Consider the following 18648-nt stretch of genomic DNA (forward strand, 5'->3'; position numbering starts at 1 on the left):
TTTATGCCCTCTCGCCGCGGATGGAAACTGCCGGGAAGGGGTATTGCTCGTTGCGTTCAACCCAGTCCATGAAGTCGGCGCGGGCGCCGGGGAAGCCGATCATGGTCCAGCCGACCATGCCTTTGTTGCCGCCGTGGATCGGGTCGCAGAAGAAGCCTTCCTTGGTGTTTTGCAGCAACAGGTTGAAAAAGATCTTTGGCGGCACCGCATCAAAATGCGCCGTCACCTCACTACCGCCAGCCTCCAGACGCCGCAACATATCGTCTCGGGTAGCGCTGTCTTGCGCGGCAAAAACTTTGCCGTTGAACGCCTTCGACCAAGCATCCGTCGCGGCAATGCCCAGGCGATAGATCTCTTTGGGTACCAGTTTGGACTGCCAGCCCATCTCCGACGGCGCGTCGGCGTTGAAAGGACCTTGCATGAACCACAGGGCACCGCTGGCGTACGGCGTGTTCATCTGGCGGTCGATATATTCCGGTGCACCGGCTTCCAGAGCACCTGGGCCTTGGGCGTCAGCGGGGATCAATTGCGCGACGGCGGCGTTGATGAACGCCCATTCCTCGGCAGTGAAATAAGTCGGCTCATAGGCCTTTTCGCTGGCCGCAGGCTTGGCCGGCGCGGCTTGGGCCGGCTCAGGCGTGGCCATCAGCATCGAACCGCCAAGGCCAGTGCTGGCAACCGTGACCACCGGGATCAAGGTCAAGGATTTGCGCAGAAAGTCACGCCGGGGATTGTCTTGATCTTGATCAGACATGGTGGCACCTCATCATGTGGTCACGGGTTTATCAGCCGGCTTCTGGTGAGCGGCTTGGCTTTTTCGGCAATCAATAGTTACAAATGATAGCAGGCTATGCATCGGGAGAAGCGTTTCAGCGACTAAAGACTGAGGATTCACGGTTCTTTGACGGCGTCCTCACACTTCATTGACCCCCCTTGGACCAACCTGAGCGGCATTCACCAATCTGCTGCTCGGTCTTGTCATCAATGCTCAAGAATCAATGGCTGCCGGCCTTCGGCCTCGCGTTCATCGCGCTGTTCTCCAGCGCTTTCGCTCAAGCCGACGAGCCCATTTCCATCCGTTCCCCCGAGTGGGCACAACCGGTGGGCAGTCAATACAACCTCCATCAGATGACGCCCACGCTCTATCGCAGCGGGTTACCCGACAGCAACGCGGCGCCGCTGCTGGAAAAGCTCAAGATCGGCACCGTGATCAATTTCCTGCCGGAATCCGATGCCAACTGGCTCAAATCGCCTGATATCCGCCAGGTACAGCTGACTTATCGCACCAACCATGTGGATGATTCCGACGTACTGGCGGCGTTGAGAGCCATCCAGGACGCCGAAACCAACGGCCCAGTGCTGATGCATTGCAAGCACGGCTCTGACCGTACCGGCCTGATGGCGGCGATGTATCGGGTGGTGATTCAGGGGTGGAGCAAGGAGGATGCACTGAACGAAATGACCCTGGGCGGTTTTGGCACCAGCAATGGCTTCAAGGACGGCGTTCGCTACATGATGAGGGCCGATGTCGACAAGTTACGCAAGGCATTACTCAATGGAGAATGCAGCACCAGTGCCTTCGCCCTGTGTTCGATGAAGAGTTGGATGAACACTGCCAACACTGGCTCCTGGATTCAAACTGCGTTGCCGGGCGTAACGTCTAAAAATAAACGCACCGAATCAACCAACGATCTAGAGTGACCGGGAGCAAGCACTAGCTCGCGAAACGCACGACCCGTCTGCGGGTTGAACACACCCTCTTGCTCAAACCTTTTGAAGGCTGCACGTGCCAGCACTTCAGACCATTGGTAAGCATAAAACCCGCCCTCGTAACCCGACACCATATGGCTGAAACCATTGACATAACGCACAGCATCCAGCGCTGGCAGGTGCCCGACCTCACGGTTGGCGCTTGCGAATACCTGCTCAATTGCGCGTCCGTCGCCGTGGGTGCGATGCACTTCAATATCAAACAGCGCCAGGGTCAGCGACTCTGCGCGCTCCCAAGACGTTTGAGTGTTGGCATACACCACTTGCTGTCGGGCCATGGCCTCAGGCAACTGCGCGCCGGTTTCGACATGGCCTGACAGCCAGACAAGACATTCAGGGGAATCACACCAGCGCTCGAAGAACTGGCCGCAGAACTCCGCACTGTCGATGCCCAGGTCATCAATGCCCATTTTGGTGCGATAACCCACGCCCATCAGCACCTGCTGCAAGCAATGGCCGAACTCATGGAACAGGATCTTGAGCTGCTGGTGCGCAAGCAAGCAGGGCTCGTCAGGGGTCACTTCAAACTGGCTGCAGAGCACAACTACCGGTTGCACTCTTTGCCCTTCAGCTGTAGTCCAGCGGTTTTTCAACGAAAACGCCCTGGGAAAATCATCGCTGTTTTGCAAAAACGGTACGAAATATATCTGCCCCAATACTTCGCCATAGGCCTGCACTTGCAAGAGTCGAACCCCGGGAGCCCAGGAGTCGAAGCCATCGAGCTCACTGATTTCGATGTCGAACAGGCGCTTTATCAAAGCAAACAGGCGGATCAGGGTGGTATCCAGCGGGAAATAAGCGCGCAACGTCTCTTGAGCAACGCCGCTGGCCTGTTGCCGGATGATCTGCGCCAGATAGGCGTAATCCCAGGGCTGCAGATCGGCCAAACCAAGCTCACGGCCCAGCGTAGTGAGCTGTCGTTTGTCATGCTCGAAGGCCATACGTTGCGACGCAATTTGATCACGAATAAACGTCAGCACCTGATCTTCGGTATCCAATACCTGGAGTTCAAGCGCCAATCGAACGAAGTTGGCGTGGCCCAAAAGCTGGGCTTTTTGATGACGGCTGACCATTATCATTTGCAGCAGCGGGCCATTGTCGAACTGCCCGGCGTGCGGGCCGATATCGGACGCACGCGTGTTGTAGGCGATGAAAACCTCCTCTCGCAAAGCGCGATTTTGCGCGTACGCCATGAGGTCTCGGTAGGTTTCTTCATTCAGGGTAATCAGCCAACCTTCCAGGTTGGCGGCGTGGGCCTTTTGCGCCCTACGCGCCTTGAATGTCGGCGTAAGCCCCTGCAGGTGCGATTCGTCGGTGATGTGTTTGCGCCAAGCGTTGTTTGCCTGTTCCAACCGGCTAATGAACAACTGCTGAAGCCCGGCAATTTCAAGGTTAAGCGTCACCAGCCTCTGCTGCGAGACAGGTTCCAATTCGATACCGGCCTGTTCAAACTTTTTCAGCGTACGCCTCAGCAAACTCTGACGGGACGCATCGAACAGTCCTGCCGCTGAACTGGCCGCCAACGCTTTGTAGCAGTCAAAGAGCGCGCGGTTACTGGTTAGATCGCGCACGAACTCAATGGCCCGGAACGTGGCTTGTGCGGTGGCTCGTTTCCATTTTTGTTCAGTGTTTACGCTGTCGAGTATGTAAATTACCGTTAACACCTCGTCGATCCGCGACGTCACCGCCTCTATGGCCAGCACCAGATCGTCCCAGTTCGGGCTGTGTCGCTGGCTGGCAATGATGCGGCCCACCTCGGTGCGACCGTGCAGCACGATCGCATCAACGGCAGGTACAAGGTGTTCGGCGCGAATAGCCGAGAAAGGCGGCAGGTGATAGTCCTGCAACAGGGGATTGGGGTCGTGCATGGTGCATCCTTGAAGACAACAAGTGGGAGTTGTCATCCTGGAATACACCGCAGGAGAGAAGGGTGTAGATGCTTAACGCTCCTCGCCCCAAAACCTTGGTTTCAGGGCGAGAAACATCAAATGGGTCAATCTTTTTTCAGCTTCGGATTAGGAAAGAACTGCACCGCCTGCACCTTGGGGTCCGCCGGCGCTTTCAACGCAGACGTATTCACCCGCGTGCCCAATTCCTTGGGCACCGACAACCCCTGGTCATTCAGCGTGTCGGTATAACCGCAGGCCACGCAGGCGCGATGGGGCACGTTGTCCTCGGTCCACATCTTCAACTTGTCCGGCTCGCTGCACGCCGGGCAGACCGCCCCGGCGATAAATTGCTTTTTGGTGATCACAGGCCCTTCACTCATGCTGCCGCGTCCTCACTCAGGCCGCTGTGGCGCAAGAGTGCGTCAATCGAAGGCGCTCGTCCGCGGAAGTCGACGAACAGCACCATCGGTTCCTGGGAACCGCCACGCGCCAGGATCGCCTCGCGGAAGGCGCGGCCGGTCTCGGCATTGAGTACGCCGTCCTCTTCGAACTTGGAGAAGGCATCCGCCGACAACACTTCAGCCCACTTGTAGCTGTAGTAACCCGCGGCATAACCGCCAGCGAAGATGTGCGCGAAGCTGTTGGGGAAACGGTTGTAGGCCGGCGGACGCATCACCGACACCTCATCGCGTACGCCTTCGAGCACCTGGGCCACGCTGCGGCCGTCACCGTGGGTAGCGTGCAGTTCGAAGTCGAACAGCGAGAACTCCAGCTGACGCACCATCATCAGGCCGGACTGGAAGTTCTTGGCCGCGAGCATTTTTTCCAACAGGTCCTGAGGCAGCGCTTCGCCGGTTTCGTAGTGACCGGAGATCAGTGCCAGGCCTTCCGGCTCCCAGCACCAGTTCTCCATGAACTGGCTCGGCAATTCCACCGCATCCCAGGCCACGCCGTTGATGCCGGACACACCCGCGTGTTCAACGCGGGTCAGCAGGTGATGCAGGCCGTGGCCAAACTCGTGGAACAGGGTGGTCACTTCATCGTGGGTCAGCAGGGCAGGCTTGCCGCTGTCGGCCGGGGTGAAGTTGCACACCAGGTTGGCCACCGGGCTTTGCAGCACGCCGTCGATTTTGCGGCGACGGTCGCGCGCGCCGTCCATCCACGCGCCGCCACGCTTGTTGGCGCGGGCGTACAGGTCGAAGAAGAAGCGGCCCACGTGCTGGCCGTTTTCCTTGATTTCAAACAGGCGGACATCCGGGTGCCAAGTGTCGAAGCCTTTTTGCTCGGCGATTTCGATGCCGTACAGGCGTTGCACGATGGCAAACAGGCCGCCCAGCACCTTGTCGATCGGGAAGTAGGCGCGCAGGGCTTCCTGGGACACGCTGTAGCGTTGCTCACGGAGTTTTTCGCCGTAGAAACCGCTGTCCCAGCTTTGTAGGTCGGCGCAGCCTTGTTCGGCGGCGTAGGCCTTGAGCTGTTGCAGGTCCTGGGCGGCAAACGGCTTGCTGCGCTTGGCCAGGTCGCGCAGGAAGCTCAGCACCTGGTCGCTGGACTCGGCCATTTTGGTGGCCAGGCTCAGTTCGGAGAACGACGCATAACCCAGCAGCTTGGCCAGCTCCTGACGCAGGTCGAGGATCTGTTCCATCACCGGGCCGTTATCGTTCTGACCGGCATTCGGGCCTTGGTCCGACGCACGGGTGCAGTAGGCCGCGTAGACTTCTTCACGCAGGGCGCGGTCCTGGGCGTAGGTCATCACCGCGTAGTAGCTTGGGAATTCCAGGGTGATCAACCAGCCTTCGAGGCTTTTGGCCTGGGCGGCGGCGGCCATTTGCGCCTTGGCCGAATCGGTCAGGCCGGCGAGGGTGGCTTCGTCTATGACGTGTTTGGTCCAGGCCTGGGTAGCGTCCAGCAACTGGTTGGAAAACTTGCTGCCCAGTTCGGACAGTTTGCTCTGCACTTCGGCGTAGCGTTTTTGCTGCTCCGGCGGCAGATCGATACCCGACAGGCGGAAGTCACGCAGGGCGTGTTCCAGGATGGTTTTTTGCGCCACGTCGAAACCAGCCGCTTCCGGGCTGTTGGCCAGGGCTTCGAAGGCCTGGAACAGCTCGCGGTTCTGGCCCATCTCGGTGGAGTAGGCGCTCAACGCCGGCAGGCAACTTTCGTAGGCTTCGCGCAGTTCAGCGCTGTTGCACACAGCGTTGAGGTGGCTGACCGGGCTCCAGGCGGCGCCCAGGCGGTCATTCAGTTCGTCCATGGCCAGCACCAGACCGGCCCACGTCGGATTTTTCCCCTGGCTTTGCAGGATACCTTCGATGGCGACACGGTTGTCGGCGAGGATCTGTTCGATGGCCGGCTGGACGTGCTCGGCACGGATCGCCGAGAACGGCGGCAGGTCGTAGGACTGCAGAAGCGGGTTGTTCGCGCTCACGGTTGGCACCTTGGCTGAAGAAACATGTAAGAACAAAGATGGGGCCATCTTAATTACAATCAACGCCCACCGCAGCTATCAGCAGAAGAGAGAGAGGCTATCGTGACCCTTCGCACCTATCAGAACCACACGCCAGCCCTGGGCGCCGGGGCTTTTGTCGATATTTCGGCGGTGGTGATCGGCGACGTCGAAATCGGCGCCGACAGCTCGGTCTGGCCGCTGACCGTGATCCGTGGCGACATGCACCGCATCCGCATCGGTGCGCGCACCAGCGTGCAGGATGGCTGCGTGCTGCACATCACCCACGCCGGTCCCTTCAACCCGGACGGCTTCCCGCTGCTGATCGGCAACGACGTGACCATCGCCCACAAAGTCATGCTGCATGGCTGCACCGTGGGCAACCGCATCCTTATCGGCATGGGCAGCATCGTCATGGACGGCGCGGTGGTGGAAGATGACGTGATCATCGGCGCTGGCAGCCTGGTGCCGCCAGGCAAGAAACTCGAAAGCGGGTTCCTGTACGTGGGCAGCCCGGTTAAACAAATCCGCCCGCTGACTGACAAGGAACGCGCCTTTTTCACCTACAGCGCCGCGAACTACGTGAAGCTCAAAGACCTGCACCTGGCTGAAGGATTCGACCGATGACCCTGCATTATCAAACCGTGCTGTTCGACCTGGACGGCACGCTCACTGATCCGCGCGAAGGCATTACCCGCTCGATCCAATATGCCCTCGGCAAACTGGGGATCGACGAGCCGGACCTGACCAAGCTGGAGCACTTCATCGGCCCGCCGTTGCTGCAAGCGTTCATGCAGTTCTACGGTTTTGATGAAGCCAAGGCCTGGGAAGCAGTGAACTTCTACCGCGAGCGCTTCAAGGTGACCGGCTTGTATGAGAACCGCGTGTTCGACGGCGTGATGCCGTTGCTGGAGGACTTGAGCGGCCAGGGGCGCCAGCTCTACGTCGCCACCTCCAAGCCTTGGGTATTTGCCCGCGAGATCGCCCGGCACTTCGATTTCGCCAAGCATTTCAAGGTGATCTACGGCAGCGAACTAGACGGTACGCGCACCAACAAGGTCGAACTGATCGCCCACCTGATGAGCGAGGAAGGCCTGGACCCGGCTACCACCCTGATGATTGGTGACCGCAAGCACGACCTGATCGGCGCACGCAGCAACGGGCTGGATTCAGCGGCGGTGGGGTATGGGTTTGGCAGTTTTGAAGAACTGAATGCCGAGGCGCCGACTTGGCATTTTGAAACATTAGGCGAGATGCATCAGGCGTTTTTGCAGCGGCCTTAAGATAGCTATCGCAGGCAAGCCAGCTCCCACAGTTGAACCCATTCTCATGTTGAAAATCGGTCAACTGTGGGAGCTGGCTTGCCGGCGAAGAGGCCCTAAAGGCCACCCCCTTGCAACTGCTTCAACGCCGCCTTGCGCTGCGCCACTGGCAACCCGCCCATCGTTTCCACAGCCTTATAAAACCTCACCCAATCCCCATTTTCCCGCGCAAACAGCGCCGCAAACGCCGGCACCCACTGGTCATACAGCCCGAACGGCAACAACCGAGCGTTGTTCATCGGCTGGTTGATCCACGCGTCATAACGTTTATCCCCGCCCCACTGGCTATCGCGCAATTGCCGGTACTCGCTACGCAAACGCTCGAACTCGGCCGCCTTGGCCTGGCGCATCGCATCAGCAGCCAACGGTTGGGCGTAGAGCTTTTCCAAACGTTGCCGGGTATCGAGAACCAACTGGATAAACTGGTCACGCTGCTTCGACATCGACAGGCTCTGCGGCGGCAACTCCCGCGCAGCACGCCATTGCCGTGTGCCTTCCTGCTCGACGAAATTGGCAAACGATTCGTTGAACTCGGTGTCGTCCTTCACATAGAAACGTTGGTGCGCCAGTTCATGGAAGATCAACGTGGCCAGGCGCTCATCGCCCCAGTTCATCATCGAGTTCATGATCGGGTCGTTGAACCAACCCAAGGTGGAATAAGCCTCCACGCCACCGATCGACACGTCCATGCCGCGCTGCTTCAACAACGCCGCCTCGCCACGCGCCGCACCTTGGTTGTAGTAGCCGCGATAGGCCACACAACCGGCGATGGGGAAGCAATGGGTTTCGGGGGATAGGGAAAATTCCTGCGTGGCAAAGACATTCCAGACCACATAGGGTCGACCAATATCCGCATACAGCCTGTAGCTCTGGTTATCCGGCAGATGCAAATGCTCACTGGCGAACGTGCGCGCTTTTTGTGATTGCACCAGGTGTTCGCGTAACAGCGGCGGGCGGGAAGAATCGGCAATGACCCGCGCCACTGGCTCTCGGGCCCGCAGCAATTGCCATTGGCCGCTGGCCAACTGGCTGTAATAACTCACGCTGGAGCAGCCGCAGAGCAGCAAAATCATCAACCCTGGAAGAAAACGCCTGACCATGCCCCGACCGCTCCTGGGTAATTTGCTCGCCAGACTATCGCGCCTGTGCGGAATTTTTCCATGGCTCGACGTGTTTATACTCATAGGAAGTCTGCCGCCGTCGCAGCAGGCTCAATTTTATCTTCCCGTTGAGTGCCTGCCATGCGCCAGCTCTTGTTACCCGTCGCCGCTTTGTTCCTCAGCGCCTGCACGACAACACCCGTGCCACCGATGGATCCGCAACAGGCGTGGGTCGATTTCACTACGCCGACGCCGGGCTCCAAGCTGGTCATGGCGCAGCGCCTGGACGGCAAGAACCTCGATGACGGACGTTTCTTCCAATTCCCGCCCGGCCATCACGAACTGATGGTGCGCTTCGACTTTGAAGTCCCGGCCGGCGGCGGTTTGGGTGGGCTCAGCCAGATGATGTATCGCACCTGCTTCATGACCCTGGAATACGACCACTTCCAGGCCGGCCAGCGCTATGTGCTGGAAGGGCGCTCGTTGGCCTTCACGCCGAATATCCGGCTGTATGACACGGCGCGTCAGTTGCTCGCGGAGGAACGCAGCGTCAACTGCATCTGATCAGTCGTTGTTTTTCTGGTAGATGATGCGCTTGGTGCCGTTTTCGCACGAACCGACAATCATTGCACTGTCGTGATTCTTGGCTTCTTCGGCGGTGATGATTTCCAGGGTGTACGAAGGAATCGCCTTGGCCTGGATCTTCACTTCAATCTCTTTCCTGAGCTCTTCACAATCTTTTGGTGCGGCCACGGCCGAAGTGGCCAATACACCGCAGATGATTGCCAAGGCAAAACGTTTCATGTGTGAAGCTCCCTGAATGCACTGCGCACGGATGTGCGCCTAGGCTGCATGGTAATAGGACCACACTTACAAAACACGAGTTCTGATTTGAAGCAGATGTTTTAGCCACCCCAAAAACCACTGTAGGAGCTGGCTTGCCAGCGATGACGACCTCAAAAACCATGTAAATCTGAGGGCCTCATCGCCGGCAAGCCGGCTCCTACCGGTTTAGCGGTGTCAGCTTACAAGCGTGCCATCCAGGGTGATAGTTGCATTCAGCACCTTGGACACCGGGCACCCTTCCTTGGCCTTTTTGCTCAATTCATCGAACTGCGCCTGGCTTGCACCCGGAATCTTGGCCTTGAGGATCAGGTGCACGGCGGTAATCGCAAAACCACCGTCGACCTGGTCCAGGGTCACTTCAGCCTGGGTGTCGATGCTGTCAGCCTTGAGCCCGGCATCGCCGAGAATCATGGAGAAGGCCATGGAGAAACAGCCGGCGTGGGCCGCCCCGATCAGTTCTTCCGGGTTGGTGCCCTTGCCACCCTCGAAACGCGCCTTGAAGCCGTAGGGCGCTTCACGTAGCACGCCGGTTTCCGTGGAAATGGAGCCCAGGCCAGTCTTCAGGTCACCTTCCCAATGCGCGGATGCTTTTTTCACGATACTCATAGCGGTCTCCTCGAACGGTGGTTTTGCGTCAGTAAGGGTTCTGAGAGTAGTCGGACTGGCAAAGTTCATCCTGTCGGAGAAACCTAGCAATACAGTAGGAATTTTCCTAGCGTGCTATTGAATCTCGGGTATATGCCCTTATTGCATAGGTATGCACATGAAGCGGCAGGTTTTGGTTCGTCTAAAAAGCCTGCGGCCCCCTTGGAGAAGCAGGCTTATGAAATCGCTGTCCGACGTAAAATTTTCAACCCTCGACCTGGTGCCCGTGCGCGCCAATGGCAGCCCGGCGCAATCGTTGCGCAACTCCCTGGACCTGGCCCAGCACGTGGAAAAGTTCGGCTACAACCGTTTCTGGGTGGCCGAGCACCACAACATGGACGGTATCGCCAGTTCGGCCACTTCGGTGCTGCTGGGCTACCTGGCAGGTGGCACTTCGACGATTCGTGTCGGCTCCGGTGGTGTGATGCTGCCCAACCATGCGCCGCTGGTGATTGCAGAACAGTTCGGCACCCTGGAGAGCCTCTACCCCGGCCGTATCGACCTGGGCCTGGGTCGCGCGCCCGGTTCCGACCAGATGACCGCCCGTGCCCTGCGCCGTGAGCGCTCCGGCAGCGCCGATGAATTCCCGGAAGACGTGGCCGAGTTGATGGCCTACCTGGGCCCACGCACCCCCGACCAACGGATCATCGCCGTGCCTGGCACGGGCACCAATGTGCCGGTGTGGCTGCTCGGTTCCAGCTTGTTCAGCGCACAGCTGGCAGGCGAACGCGGTTTGCCCTACGCCTTCGCCTCGCATTTCGCACCCCGCCTGATGCATGAAGCGATTCGCGTGTACCGCAATCACTTCAAACCTTCAGCCGTGCTGGATAAACCCTACGTGATGCTCGGCATTCCCTTGGTCGCGGCCGACACCGACGAGCAGGCCGATTACCTGGCGACTTCGGTCTACCAACGCATCCTCGCGCTGATGCGCGGACAAAGCCTGGTGCAGCGCCCGCCCGTGAAAACCATGGACGGTCTGTGGTTGCCCCATGAAAAAGACGCCGTCGGCAGCTTCCTGGGCCTGGCCATGGTGGGCAGCCCGGCGAAGATCCGCGCCAAACTGGAAGTGCTGATCGAGCAGACCGGCGCCGACGAGTTGATCTTTACTTGCGACCTGTACGAACACGCCGACCGGATTCATTCCTACGAGCTGCTGGCGCAGTTGATGACGGGCTAAAACCTTCAGGCGAAAAAAAACCGACGCAGCGCGTCGGTTTTTTATGTCTGCAACACGGGATTAACCGCGCTTGTAGGCAATTTCCTTGGTGCCACCCTCGCAGGTGCCGACCACTGTGTGATCGCTCGGCGCAGCGCCTTTATCCACCACTTCCAGCGAATAACCCGAAGCGCCTTTGGCGTCGATTTTCGCTGCAATTTCGCTTTTGAGCTCTTCACAAGGCTTGCCCGCCGCCAGGGCCGTGCCTGCAATGCTCAACAAACCTACCGCTAACAGGAACTTCTTCATCCGTTACTTTCCTTGCGCTGATCGAAAAGAGCGTGCCGACGCTTGTGGCATCGGCACCCATTGGTTGTAGCGCAGGTTATGGCAATCGGCCAGTCAGCAAGTTCAACCGATGCGATCAACTACTGGCAATTCGGAACCCCACCTTGAGGGTGACCTGAAAGTGCGCGGCCTTGCCGTCCTTGATGTGCCCACGGGTTTCAGTCACCTCGAACCATTCCAGATGTTTGATGCTTTTATTGGCCTCGGCCAGCGCATTGTTGATGGCGTCTTCAATGCTGGTGGTTGACGAGCCCACCAGTTCGACTTTCTTGTAGGTGTGATGATCACTCATGGCAGTTCTCCTAAGGGTCGTTCAGCAAGCGTAGCAGTCAATGTTCGTACTGCTTCTGGCGACTGTTCGTACCCGAAAGTTCAGATTTACTGCACTTTCTGAAACGGCCGCAGTCGGTATCTACACACGCCACTCAATCACTTCAGGAGAGTCCACATGGCCAACACTTCTTTACGCAAAGCGTCGCTGGAAAGCATGGAAGCCGAGATTTCGAGCCTGCTCAAGTCTTTGGAAAGTCTCAAGGACGATGCATCCGACGAGTCGCGCAAAACCTTGAAGGCCCTGAAAAGCAATGCCGAGAATGCCCTCAAGCACTCCCGCCACCTGATCAGCGATGCCTACGAAGAAAGCAAAGTCAAAATCCGCGAAACCGGTGTTGCAACCCGGGACTACGCACAAGAGCACCCTTGGACTACAGCCGGTGTTGCCGTCGGTGCACTGGGCCTGCTCGCAGCTTATCTGCTGTGCAAACGCGGCGACTAAGCCGGTTCGCGCCGTAGCTCAGCCTTGAGCCACTGCGCCAGTTGCCCGGCGCGCCCATCGGCGGCGCGCTTGGGCAGCCACAGCGCCAGGTGCGCCGGGGTTTCACTGAAACCCCACGGCGCCACCAGGCGACCCGCACGCAAGTCCTCGGCCACCAGCGGCTGAGGCGCAATCGCCACGCCCAATCCTGCCACTGCCGCCTCCAGCAAATAATACAAATGCTCAAACCCCTGGCCGTGTTTCAACGCGCCGGGCTCGATGCCGTGCTGCGCTGCCCAACTGGGCCAGGCTTGCGGGCGTGAGGTGGTGTGCAACAGCTTTTCACCACACAAGGCCTCGGCGGGTGCCTCGCGCAAACGTTCATAGCCGGCAAAGCGCGGGCTCATCACCGGGCCGATGCGTTCACTGGCCAGCTCATACACCTGCATATCCGCCGGCCATGGCGGCTCAGCGAACACCAGCAGTGCGTCCAGGCCTGGGCGGCGCGGGTCCAGATCGCCATCACCCGCCGACAGGTGCAAGCGCAGGTCCGGCAAGTCCGCGTTCAAGCGGCCCAGGCGCGGGATCAACCAGCGCGCCAGCAGGCTGCCCGAACAGCCGAGCACGAAAGGCGCATCGGCGCTGGCCTGGGTCAGCTCGGCACACACATCCCTAAGGCGCTCGAATGCCTCGGCGCTGGCATCCCGTAGCCGGACGCCTGCATCTGTGAGTTTAAGGCCTCGACCTTCCTTGACGAACAGGCTGATCCCCAAATGCTCCTCCAGCACCTTCAACTGGCGGCTGACGGCACCGTGGGTCACATGCAATTGCTCGGCGGCCTGACTGACGCTGTTCAAGCGCGCAGTCGCTTCAAAGGCACGCAGGGCGTTGAGGGGCGGAAGGTCTCGGCTCATCTGTGAGTTTTCCTGACAGGTTGCGGCGATCTTATCGGTTTTCAGCGTAGAACGTCAGGGGTAGAGTGGCCCTCATTGCTTCCCACACCCCTTCTTTCCTGGAGCGTCCCATGACTCAGTCCCAGACCGATCTACGCAACGGCCCTGACGCCAACGGCCTGTTTGGCGCGTTCGGCGGCCGCTACGTCGCTGAAACCCTGATGCCGTTGATCCTCGACCTGGCCCGCGAATACGAAGCGGCCAAGATCGATCCGGCTTTCAACGAAGAACTGGCCTACTTCCAGCGCGACTACGTCGGACGTCCAAGCCCGCTGTACTTCGCCGAGCGCCTGACCGAATTCTGCGGCGGCGCCAAGATCTACCTCAAGCGCGAAGAGCTGAACCACACCGGCGCGCACAAGATCAACAACTGCATCGGCCAGATCCTGCTGGCCCGGCGCATGGGTAAAAAACGCATCATCGCCGAGACCGGCGCCGGCATGCACGGCGTGGCCACTGCCACCGTGGCGGCGCGCTTCGGCCTGCAATGCGTGATCTACATGGGCACCACTGACATCGAGCGCCAGCAAGCCAACGTGTTCCGCATGAAGCTGCTGGGCGCGGAAGTGATCCCGGTGGTTGCCGGCACCGGCACCCTGAAAGACGCGATGAACGAAGCACTGCGTGACTGGGTGACCAACGTCGACAGCACCTTCTACCTGATCGGCACCGTGGCCGGCCCGCACCCGTACCCTGCAATGGTGCGCGACTTCCAGGCCGTGATCGGCAAGGAAACCCGCGACCAGTTGCAAGCCCAGGAAGGCCGCCTGCCGGACAGCCTGGTGGCGTGCATTGGCGGCGGTTCCAACGCCATGGGCCTGTTCCATCCGTTCCTGGACGACACCAGCGTCGAGATCATCGGCGTTGAAGCCGCCGGCCACGGCATCGAGACCGGCAAGCACGCCGCCAGCCTCAACGGCGGCGTACCGGGTGTACTTCATGGCAACCGCACCTTCCTGTTGCAGGACGAAGACGGCCAGATCATCGACGCCCATTCGATCTCCGCTGGCCTGGATTACCCCGGTATCGGCCCGGAACACGCGTGGTTGCATGACATCGGTCGCGTCCAGTACACCTCGGTGACCGACGACGAAGCCCTCGATGCCTTCCACAAATGCTGCCGCCTGGAAGGGATCATTCCTGCCCTGGAAAGCGCCCACGCCTTGGCCGAAGTGTTCAAACGCGCACCGACCCTGCCGAAGGATCACCTGATGGTGGTCAACCTGTCCGGCCGTGGCGACAAAGACATGCAGACCGTGATGCACCATATGGAAACCGCCAAGCAGGAGAAACACTGATGAGCCGCCTGCAAACCCGCTTCGCACAGCTTAAAGAACAGAATCGCGCCGCCCTGGTGACCTTCGTTACTGCTGGCGACCCTGGCTACGACACCTCGCTGGCGATCCTCAAAGGCTTGCCAGCCGCTGGCGCCGACGTGATCGAGTTGGGCATGCCCTTCACCGACCCGATGGCCGACGGCCCGGCCATTCAACTGGCCAACATCCGCGCGTTGAACGCCAAGCAGAACCTGGTGAAAACCCTGCAGATGGTCCGCGAGTTCCGCCAGGACAACAACGACACGCCGCTGGTGTTGATGGGCTACTTCAACCCGATCCACAAATACGGCGTGCCGCAGTTCATCGCCGACGCCAAGGAAGCCGGCGTGGACGGCCTGATCGTGGTCGACATGCCGCCCGAGCATAACGGCGAGCTGTGCGACCCGGCCCAGGCCGCTGGCATCGACTTCATCCGCCTGACCACGCCGACCACTGACGATGTGCGCTTGCCGACAGTGCTGAATGGCAGCTCCGGTTTTGTGTACTACGTGTCGGTGGCCGGTGTAACCGGCGCCGGCGCTGCGACCCTGGAGCACGTCGAAGAAGCCGTGACCCGCCTGCGTCGCCATACCGACCTGCCGATCAGCATCGGTTTTGGTATCCGCACGCCGGAACAAGCGGCGGCCATCGCCCGCTTGGCTGACGGTGTGGTCGTAGGTTCGGCGCTGATCGACCATATCGCCAATGCCAAGAACGACCAGCAAGCCATCGACGGCGTGTTGAGCCTGTGTGCGGCATTGTCGGAAGGCGTGCGTAACGCTCGTAAGTAAGGGCCCCGTAAGCAGTAGGTAAAGTTCCTGATACAGAGGAATCAACCCGCCCGGGCACGGCCTAAACAGCAAGACCAAGGGATTTCGAACCTCGTTCGAAATCCCTTTTTTGTTTGCGTGCCCTGAGGAATACCCGATGAAAATGCCCAAAACCGTGATTGCCGGCCTTGGCGTGCTGGTGCTTGGCGCCAGCGCCCTGGTGCAGGCTGCGCCTTATGACCAGGGCGGCCCTGACCGTGGCGGCCCGCAGGGCCAGCACGAACAACGCGGCGACGACCATCGCGGCCCGCAGGACAACCGTCGCGGCGGCCCGCCCCAGGATTTCGGCCCGGTCCGCCAGATCATCCACGATAACCACGGCCAGTTCGCCCGTGGCGCACCGCCACCGCCGAATGTACGCCTGGTGCGTGGCCAGCCGCTGCCCCGCGGCTACTACGGCGAGCGCCTCGACCGCCGCGCCTTGGAGCGCCTACCGGTGTATCCAGGTTATGAATGGCGCCGTTCGGGGCCGGACGTGGTGTTGATCGCGGTGGGTACGGGCATCGTCTACGAGATCCTCGACGGCGTCCTCAACTGAAACCCATGCACTGTAGGGCCGGCTTGCCGGCGATGGCGGTCTTGAGGGCGCTATCGCCGGCAAGCCGGCTCCTACAGGGCTGTGGTTATTTGAGTTCGATGCGTTCGACTTTGCCTACGAGCAACACGTAGGAAAGCGCCCCGAGCAACGCCAGCACCGCGATATAGGTAATCGCCGGCGCAAACGAATCGCCACTGGCTAGAAAGCCAATCACGATCGGCGTGGCAATCGCCGACAGGTTGCCGATGAAGTTGAACACCCCACCGGTCAACCCCAACAGGCGCGCCGGTGCCAGGGTCGACACCAGCGACCAGGTAATCGAGGCCAACCCATTACCAAAGAACGCCACCGCCAGGAACGCAATCACCCACGCCGTCGAATCCACATAGTTGGCACCGATGATCGCCGTGGAGATCAGCAGCCCGCCGATGATCGGCAACTTGCGCGCAAACCCCACCGACGCGCCGCGGCGAATCAACCAATCGGAAAAGATCCCGGAACACAGCACGCCCACAAACGCCGCGAGGAATGGCAATGACGCCAGCAGGCCGGACTTGATGAAGTCCATGCCGCGATACTTCACCAGATAAGTCGGGAACCACGTCAGAAAGAACCACAACGTGGAGTTGAGGCAGAACTGCCCCAGGTAGATGCCCCACAGTTTGCGCTTGCTCAACACGATGCCCAGGTCGACCCAGCTGAACGGCGCCTTGGCGGCTTTTTCCTGCATGTCTACCAGGCCGCCACCTTCACGGATCAGCTCGATTTCAGCAGCGTTCGCGCTTTTGAAATCCTTCGGCTCGCGGTACACCGCATACCAGATCGCCGCCCACAGGATGCCGACGCCACCGGTCACCACAAACACCATGTGCCAGCCAAACGCATGTTGCAGCCACGCCAGTACCGGCGTGAGGAATGCCAGCCCGACAAACTGCCCGGAGGTGTAGAAGCCGATCGCCGTGGCGCGCTCGCGCTCGGGGAACCAGGTTGTAACCACGCGGCTGTTGATCGGATAGGCCGGGGCTTCCAACGCACCCACCGCCATGCGCAGCACGAACAGCGCGATAAAGCTGGCAGCGAAGCCGAGCATGACCGTCGCAATCGACCACAGCAGCAACGCAGCGGTGTAGAGAATGCGCGGCGGCACGCGGTCCACCAGCCAGCCGCCGGGGATCTGCATGGCGGCGTAGGTCCAGCCGAACGCAGAGAAAATCAGCCCAACGTGCACTGGGTCGATCCCCAGTTCGCTGGTCAGGGCCGGGGCGGCGATGGACAGGTTGCTGCGGTCGAGGTAGTTGATCACCACGGTGATAAACAGCAGGACCATGATGAAGAAACGCTTTCGGGTAGGCGTGACTAAAGAAGCCTGCCCGGTGAAGGATTCAGGGTGCATGGGGGTTGCCTCTTCTTATGCTTATTGAGGTATGGATCAACTTGTAGGAGCCGGCTTGCCGGCGATGGCGGCGCGCCAGTCGACACCGGCAGTGGCTGATCCACCGCAATCGCCGGCAAGCCGGCTCCTACAGGTAAGCGGTGCTTACCACTCGGCGAAGCTGCCGTCGGCGTGGCGCCAGATCGGGTTACGCCAGCGGTGGCCGATGGCCGCGCGTTCGATCACGTATTCTTCGTTAATCTCGATGCCCAGGCCCGGTCCGTCGGGGATCTTCACAAAGCCCTGGTCATAGTCGAACACGCCCGGATCACGCACGTAATCGAGCAGGTCATTGCTCTCGTTGTAGTGAATGCCCAGGCTTTGCTCCTGGATAAACGCGTTGTAGCAGACCGCGTCCAGTTGCAGGCATGCCGCCAAGGCAATCGGGCCCAGCGGGCAGTGCAGGGCCAGGGCCACGTCGTAGGCTTCGGCCATGTTGGCGATCTTGCGGGTTTCGGTGATGCCACCGGCATGGGACGCATCCGGCTGGATGATGTCGACGTAGCCTTCGCTGAGCACACGCTTGAAATCCCAACGCGAGAACAGGCGCTCGCCCAGGGCAATCGGCGTGCTGGTCAGCGGTGCCAGCTCTTTCAGCGCTTCGTAGTTCTCGCTGAGCACCGGCTCTTCGATGAACATCAATTTGTACGGGTCGAGTTCCTTCATCAGCACCTTGGCCATGGGCTTGTGCACCCGGCCATGGAAGTCGACGCCGATGCCGACATTGGGACCCACCGCGTCACGCACGGCGGCGACGTTGGCCAGGGCCAGGTCGACTTTTTCAAAGCTGTCGACGAACTGCAGTTCTTCGGTGCCGTTCATCTTCACCGCGGTGAAGCCACGGGCCACTGCCTCTTTGGCAGCGCGGGCGGTGTCGGCCGGGCGATCACCGCCGATCCACGAGTAAACGCGGATCTTGTCACGCACCTGACCGCCGAGCAGATCGCTGACCGACACACCGAGCGCCTTGCCCTTGATGTCCCACAGCGCCTGGTCGATGCCGGCGAGGGCGCTCATGTGCACGGCGCCGCCGCGGTAGAAGCCGCCACGATAAAGCACGGTCCAGATGTCTTCGATATTGCGTGGGTCTTTGCCGATCAGGTAGTCGGACAATTCTTCGACGGCAGCGGCCACGGTGTGGGCGCGGCCTTCTACAACAGGCTCACCCCAGCCGGTCACGCCCTGGTCGGTCTCGACTTTCAGGAAGCACCAGCGCGGTGGGACGATAAAGGTCGTCAGTTTGGTGATTTTCATCTGTTATCTCTCTTATAGATGCGGCGCCGGTAGGCGCGAAACTTGA

At 60.1% G+C, this 18648-nt stretch carries 21 protein-coding genes; 9 read left to right on the forward strand and 12 right to left on the reverse strand.

Annotated features, from left to right (window positions below; genetic code table 11):
* Position 1: 1 nt before the first annotated feature.
* A complete protein-coding gene (locus HX868_RS26795) occupies positions 2-754 on the reverse strand; it encodes a gluconate 2-dehydrogenase subunit 3 family protein (protein ID WP_177004930.1) in 753 nt (250 codons plus the stop codon).
* 230 nt (positions 755-984) lie between these two features.
* Here HX868_RS26795 and HX868_RS26800 point away from each other — a divergent pair, with 230 nt between their 5' ends.
* A complete protein-coding gene (locus tag HX868_RS26800; protein WP_177004931.1) occupies positions 985-1701 on the forward strand; it encodes a dual specificity protein phosphatase family protein in 717 nt (238 codons plus the stop codon).
* On the opposite strand, the gene HX868_RS26805 is transcribed toward HX868_RS26800, so the two are convergent.
* The 3 genes from HX868_RS26805 to prlC all read right to left on the reverse strand — a co-directional run bounded on the left by HX868_RS26805 (position 1635) and on the right by prlC (position 6087).
* On the reverse strand, positions 1635-3638 hold the full coding sequence (locus tag HX868_RS26805; RefSeq protein WP_177004932.1) for a M3 family metallopeptidase: 2004 nt from the start codon (positions 3636-3638) through the stop codon (positions 1635-1637). The genes HX868_RS26800 and HX868_RS26805 overlap by 67 nt on opposite strands.
* Positions 3639-3763: 125 nt before the next feature.
* A complete protein-coding gene (locus HX868_RS26810) occupies positions 3764-4039 on the reverse strand; it encodes a YheV family putative zinc ribbon protein (protein WP_177004933.1) in 276 nt (91 codons plus the stop codon).
* Positions 4036-6087, reverse strand: a complete 2052-nt coding sequence (gene prlC, locus HX868_RS26815; protein WP_343048344.1) for an oligopeptidase A — start codon at positions 6085-6087, stop codon at positions 4036-4038. The genes HX868_RS26810 and prlC overlap by 4 nt, the downstream gene beginning before the upstream one ends.
* A 102-nt stretch (positions 6088-6189) precedes the next feature.
* Between prlC and HX868_RS26820 the strand changes: the two genes are divergently transcribed.
* The gene (locus HX868_RS26820; RefSeq protein ID WP_177004935.1) at positions 6190-6732 is read left to right on the forward strand and encodes a gamma carbonic anhydrase family protein; all 543 of its coding nucleotides are present in this window, start codon (positions 6190-6192) and stop codon (positions 6730-6732) included.
* Positions 6729-7388, forward strand: coding sequence for an HAD family hydrolase (locus HX868_RS26825; protein ID WP_033900415.1), 660 nt, complete (start codon positions 6729-6731; stop codon positions 7386-7388). The genes HX868_RS26820 and HX868_RS26825 overlap by 4 nt, the downstream gene beginning before the upstream one ends.
* 95 nt (positions 7389-7483) lie before the next feature.
* On the opposite strand, the gene HX868_RS26830 is transcribed toward HX868_RS26825, so the two are convergent.
* Positions 7484-8527, reverse strand: a complete 1044-nt coding sequence (locus HX868_RS26830; RefSeq protein WP_177004936.1) for an aminopeptidase — start codon at positions 8525-8527, stop codon at positions 7484-7486.
* A gap of 141 nt (positions 8528-8668) precedes the next feature.
* On the opposite strand from HX868_RS26830, the gene HX868_RS26835 reads away from it, so the two are divergent.
* Positions 8669-9091 (forward strand): PA0061/PA0062 family lipoprotein, encoded by a 423-nt coding sequence (locus HX868_RS26835; protein ID WP_177004937.1) that lies wholly within the window; start codon positions 8669-8671, stop codon positions 9089-9091.
* On the opposite strand, the gene HX868_RS26840 is transcribed toward HX868_RS26835, so the two are convergent.
* Together HX868_RS26840 and HX868_RS26845 are read right to left on the reverse strand one after the other, a co-directional pair.
* Entirely contained in the window at positions 9092-9331 is a 240-nt protein-coding gene (locus HX868_RS26840; protein ID WP_016969660.1) for a DUF1161 domain-containing protein, read from the reverse strand.
* A gap of 216 nt (positions 9332-9547) precedes the next feature.
* The gene (locus HX868_RS26845) at positions 9548-9979 is read right to left on the reverse strand and encodes an OsmC family protein (RefSeq protein WP_010168580.1); all 432 of its coding nucleotides are present in this window, start codon (positions 9977-9979) and stop codon (positions 9548-9550) included.
* A gap of 217 nt (positions 9980-10196) precedes the next feature.
* On the opposite strand from HX868_RS26845, the gene HX868_RS26850 reads away from it, so the two are divergent.
* On the forward strand, positions 10197-11198 hold the full coding sequence (locus HX868_RS26850) for an LLM class flavin-dependent oxidoreductase (RefSeq protein ID WP_177004938.1): 1002 nt from the start codon (positions 10197-10199) through the stop codon (positions 11196-11198).
* A 60-nt stretch (positions 11199-11258) separates the two neighbouring features.
* Here the strand turns inward: HX868_RS26850 and HX868_RS26855 are convergent, their stop codons facing one another.
* Both HX868_RS26855 and HX868_RS26860 read right to left on the reverse strand, forming a co-directional pair.
* Positions 11259-11486: a DUF1161 domain-containing protein gene (locus HX868_RS26855; RefSeq protein WP_028618619.1), complete on the reverse strand. Its 228-nt coding sequence runs from the start codon at positions 11484-11486 to the stop codon at positions 11259-11261.
* Positions 11487-11601: 115 nt separating this feature from the next.
* Complete coding sequence (locus HX868_RS26860; RefSeq protein ID WP_005783406.1) at positions 11602-11817, reverse strand: dodecin; 216 nt, start codon at positions 11815-11817, stop codon at positions 11602-11604.
* A gap of 156 nt (positions 11818-11973) precedes the next feature.
* On the opposite strand from HX868_RS26860, the gene HX868_RS26865 reads away from it, so the two are divergent.
* Complete coding sequence (locus tag HX868_RS26865) at positions 11974-12300, forward strand: ElaB/YgaM/YqjD family protein (RefSeq protein ID WP_003170746.1); 327 nt, start codon at positions 11974-11976, stop codon at positions 12298-12300.
* Here HX868_RS26865 and HX868_RS26870 read toward each other — a convergent pair.
* A complete protein-coding gene (locus HX868_RS26870) occupies positions 12297-13193 on the reverse strand; it encodes a LysR family transcriptional regulator (protein ID WP_177004939.1) in 897 nt (298 codons plus the stop codon). The genes HX868_RS26865 and HX868_RS26870 overlap by 4 nt on opposite strands.
* A 110-nt stretch (positions 13194-13303) precedes the next feature.
* Between HX868_RS26870 and trpB the strand changes: the two genes are divergently transcribed.
* From trpB to HX868_RS26885, 3 genes are all read left to right on the forward strand, one after another.
* Positions 13304-14530: a tryptophan synthase subunit beta gene (trpB, locus tag HX868_RS26875; RefSeq protein WP_028618617.1), complete on the forward strand. Its 1227-nt coding sequence runs from the start codon at positions 13304-13306 to the stop codon at positions 14528-14530.
* On the forward strand, positions 14530-15339 hold the full coding sequence (trpA, locus tag HX868_RS26880; RefSeq protein ID WP_016978750.1) for a tryptophan synthase subunit alpha: 810 nt from the start codon (positions 14530-14532) through the stop codon (positions 15337-15339). Before trpB ends, trpA begins: the two co-directional genes overlap by 1 nt.
* 136 nt (positions 15340-15475) lie before the next feature.
* Positions 15476-15916 carry an anti-virulence regulator CigR family protein gene (locus HX868_RS26885; RefSeq protein ID WP_177004940.1) on the forward strand — a complete coding sequence of 147 codons (441 nt, stop codon included), beginning with the start codon at positions 15476-15478 and terminating at the stop codon, positions 15914-15916.
* An 85-nt stretch (positions 15917-16001) separates the two neighbouring features.
* Here the strand turns inward: HX868_RS26885 and HX868_RS26890 are convergent, their stop codons facing one another.
* Both HX868_RS26890 and dgoD read right to left on the reverse strand, forming a co-directional pair.
* Complete coding sequence (locus HX868_RS26890; protein ID WP_177004941.1) at positions 16002-17309, reverse strand: MFS transporter; 1308 nt, start codon at positions 17307-17309, stop codon at positions 16002-16004.
* A 144-nt stretch (positions 17310-17453) separates the two neighbouring features.
* Positions 17454-18602, reverse strand: coding sequence for a galactonate dehydratase (dgoD, locus tag HX868_RS26895; protein WP_177004942.1), 1149 nt, complete (start codon positions 18600-18602; stop codon positions 17454-17456).
* Positions 18603-18648: the final 46 nt, after the last annotated feature.

Origin of the sequence: Pseudomonas reactans, assembly GCF_013385825.1 — a bacterium.
Classification (GTDB): Bacteria; Pseudomonadota; Gammaproteobacteria; order Pseudomonadales; family Pseudomonadaceae; genus Aquipseudomonas; species Aquipseudomonas reactans.

Bases quoted from the DNA above. Each gene is read 5' to 3' on its own strand.
- HX868_RS26885 (WP_177004940.1), top strand. From the start codon at position 15,476: ATGAAAATGCCCAAAACCGTGATTGCCGGCCTTGGCGTGCTGGTGCTT.
- HX868_RS26835 (WP_177004937.1), top strand. From the start codon at position 8,669: ATGCGCCAGCTCTTGTTACCCGTCGCCGCTTTGTTCCTCAGCGCCTGC.
- HX868_RS26890 (WP_177004941.1), bottom strand. From the start codon at position 17,309: ATGCACCCTGAATCCTTCACCGGGCAGGCTTCTTTAGTCACGCCTACC.
- HX868_RS26865 (WP_003170746.1), top strand. From the start codon at position 11,974: ATGGCCAACACTTCTTTACGCAAAGCGTCGCTGGAAAGCATGGAAGCC.
- HX868_RS26800 (WP_177004931.1), top strand. From the start codon at position 985: ATGCTCAAGAATCAATGGCTGCCGGCCTTCGGCCTCGCGTTCATCGCG.
- HX868_RS26870 (WP_177004939.1), bottom strand. From the start codon at position 13,193: ATGAGCCGAGACCTTCCGCCCCTCAACGCCCTGCGTGCCTTTGAAGCG.
- HX868_RS26850 (WP_177004938.1), top strand. From the start codon at position 10,197: ATGAAATCGCTGTCCGACGTAAAATTTTCAACCCTCGACCTGGTGCCC.
- HX868_RS26830 (WP_177004936.1), bottom strand. From the start codon at position 8,527: ATGGTCAGGCGTTTTCTTCCAGGGTTGATGATTTTGCTGCTCTGCGGC.
- HX868_RS26840 (WP_016969660.1), bottom strand. From the start codon at position 9,331: ATGAAACGTTTTGCCTTGGCAATCATCTGCGGTGTATTGGCCACTTCG.
- HX868_RS26810 (WP_177004933.1), bottom strand. From the start codon at position 4,039: ATGAGTGAAGGGCCTGTGATCACCAAAAAGCAATTTATCGCCGGGGCG.
- HX868_RS26795 (WP_177004930.1), bottom strand. From the start codon at position 754: ATGTCTGATCAAGATCAAGACAATCCCCGGCGTGACTTTCTGCGCAAA.
- HX868_RS26805 (WP_177004932.1), bottom strand. From the start codon at position 3,638: ATGCACGACCCCAATCCCCTGTTGCAGGACTATCACCTGCCGCCTTTC.
- HX868_RS26845 (WP_010168580.1), bottom strand. From the start codon at position 9,979: ATGAGTATCGTGAAAAAAGCATCCGCGCATTGGGAAGGTGACCTGAAG.
- HX868_RS26855 (WP_028618619.1), bottom strand. From the start codon at position 11,486: ATGAAGAAGTTCCTGTTAGCGGTAGGTTTGTTGAGCATTGCAGGCACG.
- trpA (WP_016978750.1), top strand. From the start codon at position 14,530: ATGAGCCGCCTGCAAACCCGCTTCGCACAGCTTAAAGAACAGAATCGC.
- trpB (WP_028618617.1), top strand. From the start codon at position 13,304: ATGACTCAGTCCCAGACCGATCTACGCAACGGCCCTGACGCCAACGGC.
- HX868_RS26825 (WP_033900415.1), top strand. From the start codon at position 6,729: ATGACCCTGCATTATCAAACCGTGCTGTTCGACCTGGACGGCACGCTC.
- HX868_RS26860 (WP_005783406.1), bottom strand. From the start codon at position 11,817: ATGAGTGATCATCACACCTACAAGAAAGTCGAACTGGTGGGCTCGTCA.
- dgoD (WP_177004942.1), bottom strand. From the start codon at position 18,602: ATGAAAATCACCAAACTGACGACCTTTATCGTCCCACCGCGCTGGTGC.